Source organism: Dactylosporangium aurantiacum, from assembly GCF_000716715.1.
GTDB lineage: Bacteria > Actinomycetota > Actinomycetes > Mycobacteriales > Micromonosporaceae > Dactylosporangium > Dactylosporangium aurantiacum.
Genome location: NZ_JNYJ01000063.1, coordinates 24,013 through 38,354 on the forward strand (window position 1 = coordinate 24,013; position 14,342 = coordinate 38,354).

General features: G+C 72.4%; 11 protein-coding genes. 10 read left to right on the plus strand and 1 reads right to left on the minus strand.

From position 1 onward, the window contains the following. Positions 1-13: 13 nt before the first annotated feature. Positions 14-3,880: a PAS domain S-box protein gene (locus tag OP18_RS54030; protein WP_052388312.1), complete on the minus strand. Its 3,867-nt coding sequence runs from the start codon at positions 3,878-3,880 to the stop codon at positions 14-16. A gap of 137 nt (positions 3,881-4,017) precedes the next feature. Between OP18_RS54030 and OP18_RS45220 the strand changes: the two genes are divergently transcribed. The 10 genes from OP18_RS45220 to OP18_RS45265 all read left to right on the plus strand — a co-directional run. Beyond that, entirely contained in the window at positions 4,018-5,868 is a 1,851-nt protein-coding gene (locus OP18_RS45220) for an ABC transporter ATP-binding protein (RefSeq protein ID WP_245635758.1), read from the plus strand. Between the two features lie 74 nt (positions 5,869-5,942). Further along, positions 5,943-7,307 carry a TerD family protein gene (locus tag OP18_RS62210; RefSeq protein WP_033365757.1) on the plus strand — a complete coding sequence of 455 codons (1,365 nt, stop codon included), beginning with the start codon at positions 5,943-5,945 and terminating at the stop codon, positions 7,305-7,307. A 107-nt stretch (positions 7,308-7,414) separates the two neighbouring features. Further along, positions 7,415-7,990 carry a TerD family protein gene (locus tag OP18_RS45230; protein WP_033365763.1) on the plus strand — a complete coding sequence of 192 codons (576 nt, stop codon included), beginning with the start codon at positions 7,415-7,417 and terminating at the stop codon, positions 7,988-7,990. 209 nt (positions 7,991-8,199) lie between these two features. Beyond that, positions 8,200-8,700 (plus strand): methyl-accepting chemotaxis protein, encoded by a 501-nt coding sequence (locus OP18_RS62910; RefSeq protein ID WP_455550923.1) that lies wholly within the window; start codon positions 8,200-8,202, stop codon positions 8,698-8,700. A 99-nt stretch (positions 8,701-8,799) separates the two neighbouring features. Then, entirely contained in the window at positions 8,800-9,777 is a 978-nt protein-coding gene (locus tag OP18_RS45240; protein WP_033365772.1) for a glycoside hydrolase family 5 protein, read from the plus strand. 63 nt (positions 9,778-9,840) lie between these two features. Beyond that, complete coding sequence (locus OP18_RS45245; protein ID WP_156090237.1) at positions 9,841-11,130, plus strand: ABC transporter substrate-binding protein; 1,290 nt, start codon at positions 9,841-9,843, stop codon at positions 11,128-11,130. A gap of 107 nt (positions 11,131-11,237) precedes the next feature. After that, positions 11,238-12,188 carry a carbohydrate ABC transporter permease gene (locus OP18_RS45250; protein ID WP_033365778.1) on the plus strand — a complete coding sequence of 317 codons (951 nt, stop codon included), beginning with the start codon at positions 11,238-11,240 and terminating at the stop codon, positions 12,186-12,188. After that, a complete protein-coding gene (locus tag OP18_RS45255) occupies positions 12,185-13,000 on the plus strand; it encodes a carbohydrate ABC transporter permease (RefSeq protein WP_245635757.1) in 816 nt (271 codons plus the stop codon). The genes OP18_RS45250 and OP18_RS45255 overlap by 4 nt, the downstream gene beginning before the upstream one ends. A gap of 172 nt (positions 13,001-13,172) precedes the next feature. Continuing rightward, a complete protein-coding gene (locus tag OP18_RS45260; protein WP_033365780.1) occupies positions 13,173-14,072 on the plus strand; it encodes an ROK family protein in 900 nt (299 codons plus the stop codon). Positions 14,073-14,111: 39 nt separating this feature from the next. Next, a partial coding sequence (locus OP18_RS45265; RefSeq protein ID WP_156090238.1) for a glycosyl hydrolase 2 galactose-binding domain-containing protein occupies positions 14,112-14,342 on the plus strand: 231 nt, incomplete at its 3' end.

The following is a 14,342-nucleotide window of genomic DNA, read 5'->3' on the forward strand; positions in this document are numbered from 1 at the left end:
TGCGCTCCTCGGGTCAGCCGGCTTCCAGGTCGACGACGAAGATCGACCCGCCGGCGGGGTTGGGTTCGTGGTGCACGCGGGCCCCGTTGGCCTGGGCCAGGCTGCGCACGATGTACAGGCCGAGGCCGGTGCCCTTGACCTTGGCGGCGTCCCGGTCGGCGCGGGCGAGGCGCTGGAACAGCCGCTCGCGGAACTCCTCCGGCACGCCCGGTCCCCGGTCCTCGACCCGCACCTGGACCCGTGGGCCGGTCCCGTCGTCGCCGCCGTCGGCGACGGTGACCGCGGTGACGCCGTTGCCGTACTTGCCGGCGTTGGAGATCAGGTTGGTGAGGATGTGGTCGAGGTGGCCGGCGTTGACCAGGGCGGTGCGCTCCGGGCCGAGGACCGGTATCCGCTCGCCGCCGGCCGCGTCCAGCGCGGCACGCAGCTGCGGCCGCAGCGCCACCGGCCCGCGGTCGGCGTGGATGCTGCCGGCGTCGATGCGCACCATGGTCAGCACCTCCTGGACGATGTCGTCCAGCCGGCGCGCCTGCCGGTCGATGCCCTCGATCACCCTGGCCCGCCTGGCGTCGTCGAGGTTCGCCCAGTCGTCGGCGAAGACCTCCGTGTAACCGAGGATCGCGGCCAGCGGGTTGCCGATCTCGTGGCCGAGCATGCCGATCAGGTCCAGCTTGAGCCGGTTGGCGTCCTCCAGCTCCCGGTTGCGGGCGGCGAGCTGCCCGGTCGCGGCGTCGCGGGCGCGTTCGGCGGCGCGGCGGGCGGTGACGTCCGCGGCGACGCCGATGAGATGGTCGGGCCGCCCGTCCGGGGTCCGCACCAGGGTGACGGTAGCCTCGACGTCGACGTGGTGACCGTCGGCGTGGCGCAGCCGGATCTCGTGCGTGTACGCGTCGACGTCCCCGGCGAACAGCGCCGCCGCGTGCCGCAGCACGGCCGGCCGGTCGTCGGGGTGGACGAGCGCGTCGCCGGCGGTGCCGGTCAGCCGCTGCGGGGTGGAGCCGAGCATCGTCGCGTACGCGGGGTTGACCACGAGGATGGTGCCGTCCAGGGCGCGCACCACCTGGCCGATGGCGGAGTTGTCGAACTGCGCCTTGAACCGGGCCTCGCTGTCGGCGAGCGCCCGCTCCGCGGCACGCGCGGCGGTGACGTCGGTGTTGACCTCCAGCACGATGCCCGCCGGGGCGGCGCCCGCCGGCCCGGCGCCGTCGCCGGCCGGCACGCCGGTGGGCAGGTCGTCGTCGTAGCGGACCTGGCGGCTGAGCACGGTCACAGTGCGCCCGCCGGCGGTGACGTGCTCCAGCGGGCCCTCCCACCGGCCGTGCTCCCGCAGCGCGGCGGCCTGCGCCGCCAGGCCGCCCCCGGCCGGGAACGCGGTGTGGAACAGCCGGTGCGTGATCCGGCCCTGCGCGACGCCGGGCGGCCAGCCGTACAGGTCGGTCGCGCCCTGGTTCCACCACCGGATGCGGCCGTCGAGGTCCCGCACGATGATCGCGGCCGGTGCGAGGTCGAGCAGGGCGGCCTGCTGCTGCAGCCGGTTGAACGCGGCGCGCCGGGCCGTCACGTCCTCGACCTGGGTGACGACGTACCGGGCCTGCCCGTCGTCCGCGCGGACGGCGGCCAGCCGCATCGACACCCAGATGTCATGACCGTCGCGGTGCCGCCACCGCCGGTCGAGGCGGATGCCCTGCGGCCCGCCGGCCAGGATCCGCGTGACCGTCACGTCGCCGGCCTCGCCGTGGTCGGGGTGCTCCAGCAGCCGGGGGTGCCGCCCGACCAGCTCGGCGGCCGGGTAGCCGGTGATCGTGGTCATCGCCGGGTTGGCGGCCAGGTACGCCCCGACGTCGCCCCCGTCCACGCTGGACAGCAGCAGCCCGACGGGGGAGCCGGCGAAGACCGTGGCGAAGCGCTCCTCGCTGGCCCGCAGCGCCGCCAGGGCCTCGGTGCGCGCCTGCAGCAGCTCGGCGGCGCGGGCGGTGTCGTCGGCGTGCTGCAGCGCGGCGCTGACACTGTCGGCGAACAGCGCCAGCTGCTGCTCGTCGGCGGCGTCGAACGCACCGGGCCGGCCCGCGGCGACGGTGAGCGCGCCGATCGTGCGGTCGTCGGCGTGCAACGGCGCGACCAGCAGCGCGGCCACCCCGAGCCGGCCGCAGGCGGCCCGGTCGACGTGCGGGTCGCCGGCCGTGTCCGGGCTGTGCGCGGCCCGGCCGGTGCTCAGCACCGCGGCGCCGAGCGCCCCGGCCGGCGCCGGGCGGCCCACCGCGCCGGCGAGGATGCCCGCGCCCGCCGTGTGCTGCGGGTGCCGGGCCCCGTCGACGAGCTCGACCAGCGCGCCGCCCGCGGACGGGAACAGCCCGGTGGCGCGGTCCGCGACCACCTGCAGGGTCGTGTCGAGGTCGCCGGCGGCGGCGATCACGTCGCGCTGCGCCTGCAGCGTCTTCTGCAGCCGGCGGTGCTCGCGTTCCGCGGCCGTGGCCGCGGCGTGCACGGCCGTCAGGGCGGCCGCCCGCTGCTCGGCCAGGTCCGCGTTCGCCTGCTCGGCGACGGCGAGCAGCTGCCGCTGCCGGGCCGCGTCGTCCGCGTGGCGCAGCGCCCCGCTCAGCGCGTCGGCGAGCAGCGTCAGCTGCTGCTCGTCGCCGGCGTCGAAGGCGCCGGGGTGGCGGCTCGCGACGACCAGCACACCGAGCGGCGCGCCGCCCGGGCCGCGCAGCGGCGCCGCGACCAGGGACCGGATGCCGGTCCGCTGGCTGGTCGCCCGGCTGGTCCGCGGGTCGGTCGCCGTGTCGTCGCTGCGCAGCGTCGCGTCGGTGGCGACGACCAGCGCGGACAGCGACCCGGGCCGGGTGCCCGGCGCGGCGATGGGCAGCGGCGGCACCGACCGGGCCGCCAGCGGCCCGATGCCGGCCACGGTCCGCAGCACCCCGGCACCGCCGGTGTCTTCGTCGTCCCGGTCGGCGAGCTGCACCACCGCGGTGTCCCCGGCCGGCAGCACCTGCAGCGTCCGCTCGGCGATGAGCCGCAGGACGGCGTCGCGGTCACTGGCCGCGGCCGTGATCTCCCGCTGCACGCCGATCGTCACCTCGAGGCGGCGCATCGCCCGGCCGGCGGCGTCCTGCGCGGCCCGGCGCGCGGTGATGTCGTCCACCTGGACCAGCCGCAGCCGCTCGCCGTCCGCGCCGAGGAAGTCCGCGACGCTGAGCCGCGCCCACACCACACCGCCGTCGCCGCGCAGCAGGCGTTGCTCGTACGTGACGGCGCCCGCGTCCTCGCCGGCGGCCGACCGCTGCCGCTCGCCGGTGTCCGGCAGGTCGTCGGGGTGGACGAAGTCGCGGTCGGGGCGGCCGACCAGCTCCGCGGCGGTGCGCCCGAGCATCCGCGCCACGGCCGGGTTGGCCCGCAGCACCCGCCCCCGCAGGTCGGTGATGAGCATGCCGAGCGCGCTGGAGTCGAACGCCGAGCTGGTCTGCTCCTCGCCGGCCCGGTCCGCGGGGTGCTCGACCGCCTCGAGGAACAGGTACGGCACCCCGGCGTCGTCGTGGGACACCATCGCGTGTGCCGTCACCCACACCCGCGACCCGTCGCGGTGCGCCAGCCGCCACTCCAGAGTGATCTCGGGCAGCTCGCCCCCGGCGAGCCGGTCGAGCACGGCCAGCAGCGCGCCGTGGTCCGCCGGGTCGAACACGACCGTGCACGGCCGCCCGACCAGCTCGGCCGGCCGCCGCCCGAGCAGCGCCGCGAACGCGGCGTTCACCTCGGCGAACACCCCGAACGCACCGTCGGCGAGGCCGGCCACCGCCTTCGCGATCAGGCTACGGTCGAACGCCTCCGCCAGCAGCCGCACCCGGCCCTGCTCGCTGAGCCGGCCCCGCAGTCCGACGCCCACCTGTACCCGATCGGCGCCCCGGCCGCAGACCTGAGCGGATCGCCGCATCCGCCGCGGGCCGGTATTCGCTGGACCTCAACCCCGCTCGAGGTCGTACGGTGGCCGGCGTGAGCATGGAAGTCACCGCCTGGACGCAGATGTACCACGCCATCCACGCGCAGCAGGACCAGCGGCCGTTCTCGGTCGCCACGCTGCGGCGCATCGCGGCGTTCGCCCGCCCGCACAAGGCGCGGCTCGCCGGGTTCCTGTCCCTGAGCGTCGTCACGGCGCTGCTGGCCGTCGCCACCCCGGTGCTCGCCGGCCGGGTCGTCGACGCGATCGTCAGCGGCGGCTCGCGCGACACCGTGGTGACCCTCGCCCTGCTCATCGCGGTCATCGCGCTCGTCGAGGCCGGGGTCGGGCTGCTGTCCCGGCTGCTGTCGGCGCAGATCGGTGAGGGCCTGATCCTGGACCTGCGCACCACCGTGTTCGACCACGTGCAGCGCATGCCGGTGGCGTTCTTCACCCGAACCCGCACCGGCGCGCTCGTCAGCCGCCTCAACAACGACGTCATCGGCGCGCAGCGCGCGTTCAGCGACACCCTGTCCGGCGTGGTGGGCAACATCGTCACACTGTCGCTGACATTCGTGGTGATGGTGAGCCTCTCGTGGCAGATCACGCTGCTGGCGCTGGTGCTGCTGCCGGTGTTCGTGCTGCCGGCCAGGCGGATGGGCAACCGGCTGGCCCGCCTGGAACGGGAGGCCGCCGCGCACAACTCGGCGATGAGCACCCAGATGACCGAGCGGTTCTCCGCCCCCGGCGCCACGCTCGTCAAGCTGTTCGGCCGCCCCGCCGACGAGTCCGCCGAGTTCGCCCGCCGGGCCCGGCGCGTCCGCGACATCGGCATCCGTACCGCGATGAACCAGACCGTCTTCGTGACCGCCCTGATGCTCGTCTCCGCGCTCGCCCTGGCCCTCGTCTACGGCGTCGGCGGCGCCGCGGCGCTGCGCGGGCAGCTCGACGCGGGCGCGGTCGTCGCCCTCGCGCTGCTGCTGACCCGGCTGTACGCCCCGCTGACCGCCCTGGCCAGCGCCCGCGTCGAGGTGATGAGCGCGCTGGTCAGCTTCGAGCGCGTCTTCGAGATCCTCGACCTGCGCCCGCTCGTCGCCGAGAAGCCCGACGCCCGCGCGCTGCCGGCCGGCCCGGTGTCCGTGGAGTTCGACCACGTCCGCTTCGGCTACCCGTCCGCCGACAAGGTCTCCCTCGCCTCGCTCGAGGAGGTCGCCTCCCTCGACACCCGCGGCGGCGTCGAGGTCCTGCACGACGTCTCCTTCAAGGCCGAGCCGGGCCAGATGATCGCCCTCGTCGGCTCGTCCGGCGCGGGCAAGTCGACGATCGCGCAGCTGCTGCCCCGCCTGTACGACGTCGACAGCGGCGCCGTGCGCCTCGCCGGCGTCGACGTGCGGGACCTGTCCTTCGACGCGATCCGCGCCACTCTCGGCATGGTCACCCAGGACGGGCACCTCTTCCACGAGTCCGTCCGCGCCAACCTCCTGCTCGCCCGCCCCGGCGCCAGCGAGGACGAGCTGTGGGCCGTCCTGCGCCGGGCCCGCCTCGACGACCTGGTCGCCGCCCTGCCCGACGGCCTCGACACCGTCGTCGGCGAGCGCGGCTACCGCCTCTCCGGCGGTGAACGGCAACGCCTCACCATCGCCCGCCTGCTGCTCGCCGGCCAGCAGGTCGTCGTGCTCGACGAGGCCACCGCCCACCTCGACTCGACCTCCGAGGCGGCGGTGCAGGCGGCGCTCGCCGAGGCGCTCACCGGCCGCACCGCCGTCGTCATCGCCCACCGCCTGTCCACGGTGCGCGCCGCCGACCTCATCCTCGTCGTCGAGGCGGGCCGGATCGTCGAGCGCGGCACCCACACCGAGCTGCTCGCCGTCGGCGGCCGCTACGCCGAGCTGTACCACACCCAGTTCGCCCCGGCCGACGAGAAGGTCCGTGCCTGAGCGGGCGTGCCCCCCGGCCGGCACCATGACTATGTTGGTCCTGGAGGCGTGCCGGACGAGGTGAGGGAGAGCCCGTGGCTCAGGCGTTCGTCCGGGGGCAGAAGAGCCCGCTCTCGGCGCTCACCCCGGCGGATGAGCTGTATGTCGGGATTTACCTGGACTCGCCCGGGGTGAGCTGGGACATCTCGTGCTTCGGGCTGGACGCCGGCAACAAGCTGTCCGACGACGCGTACTTCGTGTTCTACAACCAGCCGGCGTCGCCCGAGGGCGCGATCCGGAAGGTCGGGCCGCAGGCGGGGGACACGGAGGGGTTCCGGGCGGCGCTGCGCACGGTGCCGGAGAAGATCGCGAAGCTGTCGTTCTGCGCGGCGGTCGACGGGGCGGGCACGGCCGCGAAGCTACGCTCGGGGCACGTGCGGCTGGTGGCCGGCGGTCAGGAGGTCATGCGGTACAGCTTCACCGGCGCGGACTTCGGCACCGAACGGGCCGTCATCATCTGCGACGTGTACCGCAAGGGCGTCTGGCGGGTGGGCGCGGTCGGGCAGGGGTTCGCCGGCGGGCTCGCCGAGCTGGTCCGCTCCTACGGCGGCACGGTCGACGACGAGCCAGCGCCCGCCCCGGCCTTCGTCCCACCGGGACCGCCGCCCGCGCCGCCGGCCTTCGTCCCGCCACCGGGACCGCCGCCCGCGCCGCCGGCACGGACTTCGCAACAGCCGGGCTTCGCGCCGTCACCGGGACCGCCGCTGCCACCGCCGGCGGCCGGGCAGCCCGAGCCCGTGCGGCCCGGCGTCATGAACGGCATGCAGCGCTACCGGGAGGCGCCGGCCGCCGGGCGGTGGACGATGCAGAGCGGCAAGATGGTGCGGGTGACGCTCGGCCCCGAGGTGCACGCCCGGCGTGGGTCGATGGTGGCCTACCAGGGCGACGTCGACTTCATCTACAAGGGCTCCGGCGGGCTGCGGGCGATGTTCGAGAACGCGGTCACCGGCCAGGGCCTGAAGCTGATGACGTGCAAGGGCCAGGGTGAGGTGTTCCTCGCCGAGAACGCCACCGACCTGCACATCGTAGAGCTGCAGGGCGGCGCCCTGTGCGTCAACGCCAACAACGTGCTCGCCTTCGACGCGACGCTGCGGACGGAGATCCAGCGCATCGAGAGCCCGGGCATCCCCGGTGGCGGGCTGTTCCACCTCGTGGTGTCCGGGCAGGGGGCGGTGGTGGTGATGACGCGCGGCACGCCGGTGACGCTGCGGTGCCAGGGGCCGACGTTCGCCGACATGAACGCGGTGGTCGCCTGGACCGCCGGCATGCGGGTGTCGGTGTCGACGCAGGTCCGGCTCTCCCGGCAGGTCTACGCCGGCGGCGGCAGCGCCGAAGGGCTGGCCCTGCAGTTCATGGGGCTGCAGGGGCATTTCGTGGTGGTGCAGCCGTACGAGGTCTAGCCCGTGGCGGCGAGTCGCGGGGGCCTCCCAGCGGACGTCCAGGGTGGCAGAGCATGATGCGTACTGAGAGCGGGCTGTGCCCGTGCACCGCATCACCTGGAGGATTCATGGGAGTCAGCCTTTCCAAGGGCGGCAATGTCAGTCTCACCAAGGCCGCGCCCGGTCTGACCGCGGTCAACGTCGGCCTTGGCTGGGACGTCCGCACCACCACCGGCGCGGACTTCGACCTCGACGCCAGCGCGCTGCTCCTCGGCGCCAGCGGCAAGGTCCTCACGGACCAGCACTTCGTGTTCTTCAACAACCTCAAGTCCCCCGACGGCACGGTCGAGCACACCGGCGACAACCTGACCGGCGAGGGCGAGGGCGACGACGAGATGATCAAGGTCAACCTCGCCGGCGTGGCGGCCGAGGTCGACAAGATCGTCTTCCCGGTGTCCATCCACGACGCCGACGCCCGTGGGCAGTCGTTCGGCCAGATCACCAACGCGTTCATCCGGGTGGTCAACGCGGCCGACAACAACGAGCTGGCCCGCTACGACCTGAGCGAGGACTACTCGACCGAGACCGCGCTGATCTTCGGCGAGCTGTACCGCAACGGCGGCGAGTGGAAGTTCCGTGCCGTCGGCCAGGGCTACGCCTCGGGCCTGGCCGGTATCGCGCGGGACTACGGCGTCAACGTCTGACCAGCGGTGGATGACGACCGGTGGGCCCCGCGAGCCGCGGCCGGCCCACCGGTCGTCGTCGCTTGTCCGGCGATCGGTCACCCGCTTCGATCGCTTCGACCCGTTCGCAGTAGATATCCTCAACCCGTCCCCGCTTCACCCGAATCGTCACCTGCGGAGCAGAGGTTCCATCGGGTGGGAGTGGGTCGGCATGGACCGGCCGTATCGCGCTGAAGGACGCCACCTCCGCCACCGCCACCGCCACCGTGGCCGAGCTCGGTGAGTCCTCGGCCCAGATCGGCGACGTCGTCGAGCTCATCATCGCGTTCGCGGATCAGACCAACCCGCTCGCCCTGAACGTCACCATCGAGGCGGCCCGGGCCGGCGAGTCCGGCAAGGGCTTCGCCGTGGTCGCCAGCGAGGTCAAGGACCTCGCCCAGGAGACGGCGCGGGCCACCGGGGGCATCGGCCGGCAGGTCGAGCGCATCCAGCGCAACGCCGACGCGACCAGCCAGGCGATCAGCCGCATGGTACCGACCCTCAGCAGTCCCACCGGGCGTCCGATGCCGCCACGCGGCGCCGGGGGCATAGCTCGGCGCCGGGCCTTATGCGCTTCAGTCCACTGTGGGCCGCGCTGGAAAGGGTCGCGCCGCACCTCCGTGCGCACATCCGCTGCTCGTGAGGAAACCGTTGTGAAACGTGGGATTGACAGCTCCGGGGTCCGGGCCTAGGTTGATGGAACTTATCCGGTTCAGTCACCTCGCCGCGACGACACACCCCCCTGCGGCGCCCGGGCTGCCGGCGACGGCACCGCCTGAAGGGTTTCCGCGATGTCCCACCACGGGTTCAACGTCCAGTGGATGTTCAACGCCCACGCCGGCGCGGCAGGGCCCGACGAGCGCGTGCTGGACGCGGTCGCGGCGTGGGGGTTCGACTTCATCCGGCTGCCGACCGACTACCGGCTGTGGAGCGTCGGCGGCGACCCGTACCGCGCGGACGAGTCGGTGCTCGCGCTCATCGACCAGACCGTCGACGCCTGCCGGCAGCGCGGCCTGCATCTTTCACTGAACCTGCACCGCGCGCCCGGCTACATCATCACCGGCTGGGAGACCGAGCCCTACAACCTGTGGACGGACCGGCCCGCCCGCGACGCGTTCGTCGCGACCTGGGAACGCTTCGCCGAGCGGTACGCGGACGTGCCGCCCGCCGACCTCAGCTTCGACCTGGTCAACGAGCCGCCGGCGCTCGGCCTGCGCGGCTTCACCCGCGAGGCGCACGAGACCGTCATCCGCCACGCGGCCGGTGCGGTGCGGGCGATCTCACCGGACCGGCCGCTGGTCATCGACGGCCTCGACGGCGGCAACCTCGCCATGCCGGAGCTCGCGGACCTCGGCGCGACCCAGAGCGTGCGCGGCTACCAGCCGATGAGCGTGTCGCACTACGGGGCGCCCTGGTGGCCCGGGCACCGGGGGCTGCCACCCCCGAAGTACCCGGTCGACTACGACGGGCGCTGGTGGGACGCGGCCGGGCTGCGCGAGTTCTACGCGCCGTGGCGTGAGCTGGAGGCGTCGGGCGTGCCCGTGCACGTCGGCGAGTTCGGCTGCTACGAGCACACCCCGGACGACGTGGCCCGCGCCTGGTTCGCCGACCTGTTCGACGTCTTCGGCCAGTTCGGCTGGGGCTTCGCGCTCTGGGAGTTCGAAGGCCCCTTCGGCATCGTCGGGCACCGCCGGCCCGGCGCCGTCTTCGAGCGGCGCGACGGCTTCGACGTCGACGTGCACCTGCTCGACCTCATGCGTTCGTTCTGACCCCGGCACCCATACAGCACAACCCGATACCGATACCTCACCCCACATCGGAAGGTGGTACCCGTGCATACCCGACGGCACCTGATCGCCGTGCTCGCCGCCGCATCCCTCGCCCTCACCGCCTGCGGCGACGGCGACGGCGGCGGCAGCAACGACGGCAAGATCGCCGGTGACATCACGGTCCTGACCCAGCGCACCGACCTGGTCGACACCGTGCTGCCCGAGTACAAGAAGAAGTTCGAGGCCAAGTACCCGGGCACGAACGTCAAGTTCGAGGCGATCACCGACTACGAGGGGGAGGTGCGCGTCCGGATGAACACGAAGAACTACGGCGACGTGCTGCCGATCCCGAACTCCGTCACCGCCGACCAGCTCCCGCTGTTCTTCGAGCCGCTCGGCACCGTGGACGAGCTCAAGGACAAGTACCGGTTCGTGCGCTCCGAGCAGACGTTCGGCGGCAAGGTGTACGGACTGGCCATCACCGGCAACGCCCAGGGCTACGTGTTCAACAAGAAGGTCTGGACCCAGGCCGGCATCACCACGCCGCCGAAGACGCCGGAGGAGTTCCTCGACGCGCTCAAGGCCATCAAGGAGAAGACCGGCGTCATCCCGCTGTACACGAACTACAAGGACGGCTGGCCGCTCGGGCAGTGGGAAGGCGTGCGCGGCGCCGTCAGCGGCGACCCGGACGCGGCGATAAAGCTCGCCAAGGAAGACGCCCCGTGGACCCCCGGCAAGGAGCAGTACATCATCGACTCGCTGCTCTACGACGCGGTCAAGGGCGGCTACTCCGAGCCTGACCCGACCACCACGAACTGGGAGCAGTCCAAGGGCCTGCTCGGCACCGGCAAGATCGCCACGATGATGCTCGGCTCGTGGTCGGTGGTGCAGATGCAGGCGGCCGCCGCCAGCAAGGACGACATCGGCTACTGGCCGTTCCCGAGCCAGGTCAACGGCAAGTTCTACACGGTCGTCGGCGGCGACTACAAGAACGGCATCAACGTCAACTCGAAGAACAAGGCGACCGCGCGGGCCTGGGTCGACTGGTTCGCCAACGAGTCGAACTACGCCACTGACCAGGGCGGCGTGTCGCCGGTCATCAGCGCGCAGCTGCCGGCGTCCCTGGCCGATCTGCAGGCGGCGAAGACGGAGTTCATCGAGCTGAACCCGGCGCCGAAGGGCGAGGAAGGGCTCGCCGACAAGATCGGCAACACGGCCGAGATCGCGCTGTTCGACGGCAAGTACCGCCAGCGGATCGTCGACGCGGCCCGCGGCGCGAAGAAGGAGACGAAGGAACAGATCTTCGCCGACCTGAACAAGAAGTGGGCCGACACCCGCGCCAAGCTCAAGTAGCCCCCGCACCGATCCCGTAGCACCGGCGTGCGGACGGACCACCCCTGCCGTCCGCACGCCCCCGGGCCGCCGCAGTCCCGGACCGTCCCAGCCCGAAGGTGAGCCCGATGGCCCTTGGCATGAAACTCGCGTCCGACCCCCGGCACGCCCCGCCGGGCCGGCCGGCACGCCCGTCCCGCGGCCGCCCGGGCGGCCTGGCCCGCACGCTGACGCCGTACCTGTTCCTCCTCGCACCGCTGACGTTCCTGATCGTGTTCACCTACATCCCGGTGGTGAACATGTTCGGCTACAGCGTCACGTCCTGGGACGGGCTCAGCCCCAGCCGGGAGTTCGTGGGGTTCGACAACTACGTCGAGATCGCCACCCGGCCCGAGCTGTTCGGGGTGCTGAAGGTCAGCCTGTACTACATCGGCGCGTCGGTCGTGCAGATCGTGCTCGCCCTGTACTTCGCCACGATCCTGAGCTTCAACACCCGGTTCCGGAACCTGTTCAAGGGCGTGCTGTTCTTCCCGTACCTCATCAACGGCGTCGCGATCGGCATGATCTTCCTGTTCTTCTTCCAGCCGGGCGGCACCCTGGACTCGGCGATGTCCGCGGTCGGACTCGGCGGCGCGACCCAGCAGTGGCTCGGCGACCCCGAGGTCGTCAACTACTCCCTCGCCGGCACCTCGATCTGGCGCTACCTCGGGCTGAACTTCGTGCTGTTCCTCGGCGCGATCCAGTCGATCCCCGCGCACCTGTACGAGGCCGCCGAGCTCGACGGCGCGAACCGGTGGGACCAGTTCCTGCACATCATCCTGCCGGGCATCCGGCCGATCGTCGGGCTGTCGTTCATCCTCGCGATCTCCGGCTCGCTGTCGGTGTTCGAGATCCCGTTCATCATGACCGGCGGCGCCAACGACAGCGAGACGTTCGTCATCCAGACCGTGAACATGGCGTTCAAGTACTACAAGCTCGGCCTCGCCTCGGCGATGGCGGTCGTCCTGCTCGTCATCATCCTGCTGGTCACGTGGCTGCAGCGGCGCATCGCCCCGGACGAGAAGGTGGACCTGTCGTGATCGCGCGCTTCCTCAAGTACGCCTCCCTGGTCGGCGCGTCGCTGGTGGTGCTGCTGCCGCCGGTCGTGCTGGTGCTGGCGTCGCTGAAGACCAACAACGAGTACCTCACCACCGGGCCGTTCGACCCGCCGGGCGACTGGCTCAACTTCGACAACTACGTCACGGCGTTCACCAAGGGGCACATGCTCCGCGGCTTCGTCAACACGTCGATCATCATGGCCGCGTCGCTCGTCGGCACCGTGATCATCGGGTCGATGGCCGCCTACGCGATCGACCGGTTCCGGTTCCGCCTGCGCGGGCTGGTCGTGGCGCTGTTCCTGCTCGCCACGCTCGTGCCGGGCGTCACCACCCAGGTCGCCACGTTCAAGGTCGTCGACGCCCTCGACCTCTACGACAGCCGGTGGTCCGCGATCGTGCTGTTCCTCGGCACCGACATCATCTCCATCTACATCTTCCAGCAGTTCCTGCGCGGCGTGCCCCGCGAGCTCGACGAGGCCGCCGCGATGGAGGGCGCCACCCCGTTCGGCATCTACTGGAAGATCATCCTGCCGCTGCTGAAGCCGGCGGTCGCGACCGTCGTCATCGTCAAGGGCATCGCGATGTACAACGAGTTCTACATCCCGTTCCTGTACATGCCGTCGCAGGAGCTCGGTGTCATCTCCACCTCGCTGTACCGGTTCAAGGGGCCGTTCGGCGCGCAGTGGGAGGTCATCTCCGCCGGGGTCATCCTCGTCATCATCCCGACGCTGATCGCGTTCCTCGCGCTGCAACGCTTCATCTACAACGGGTTCACCGCGGGGGCCGGCAAGTGAGCGGTCCGGAGCGCAGCGGAGGAGCCGCGAACCATGGGTTCAGTGTTGGCGCACGGCGGCGCCGGAGCGCAGCGGAGGTGACGGCGTGAGCGGCCAGCGCAGCGGCTCGGGCCGCGAGCCATGGGTTCAGTGTTGGCGCACGGCGGCGCCGGAGCGCAGCGGAGGTGACGGCGTGAGCGTGGTGTTCGGTGGGGTTGAGGCCGGGGGAACGAAGGTCGTGTGTGCGGTCGGCGTCGGTCCCGACGGGGTCCTGGACCGCACCACCATCCCGACGACCGAGCCGGGGGAGACCCTCGAGCGGATCATCGGCTACTTCCTCGCCCAGCGCGCCGCCGGCCACGACATCGCCGCGCTCGGCGTCGCCTCGTTCGGCCCGCTCGACCTGCGGGAGGGCCGGATCACGACCACGCCGAAACCCGGGTGGGGCGGCACCGACCTCGTCGGCGAGCTGCGCCGCGGCCTCGGGGTGCCGATCGCCCTGGACACCGACGTCAACGGCGCCGCGTACGGCGAACACCGGTGGGGCGCCGGCCGCGGCCGGGGCACCGTCGTCTACGTCACCGTCGGCACCGGGATCGGCGGCGGCGCCATCGTCGACGGCCGGCCCCTGCACGGCCTGCTGCACCCGGAGATGGGGCACCTGCACGTGCGCCGGCACCCCGACGACGACTTCGCCGGCACCTGCCCGTTCCACGGCGACTGCATCGAGGGCCTCGCCAGCGGGCCCGCCATCGAGCGCCGCGCCGGGCGTCCCGCCCGGGACCTCGGCCCCCTGCTCGCGCGGACGGTGACGATCGAGGCGCACTACCTCGCCCAGCTCATGACGTCGATCATCTACCTGCTGATGCCGCACCGCATCGTCGTCGGCGGCGGCGTGCTCAACATCCCCGGCCTCCTCGACGCGGTCCGCGACGCCACCGCCGCCCGCCTCGGCAAGGCCCTCGACGCGGTGCCCGCCACGGCCCGTATGGACGAGTACATCGTGCCGCCCGACCTCGGCCAGTTCTCCGGTGTGCTCGGCGCCCTCGGGCTCGCCGAGCACGAGTATCAGCGGTCGTTGACGAACCGCTGACCCACCACTGTTCCGCACACGACCCCCACGGGAGTGCTCATGCCTGTCCTGCGTCCCCTGCATGCCGAGTGGACCGTGCGCGCGCTGGACGCGCCGCCCGGCACCGTCGACGGGGTCTATCCCGCGCAGGTCCCGGGCTGCGTGCACACCGATCTGCTCGCGGCGGGGGCCATTCCTGACCCGTACCTGGACGACAACGAGGTGGCGTTGTCGTGGATCGGTCGGACGGCGTGGGTGTACGAGACGACGTTCGACGCGGACCTGGCCGGT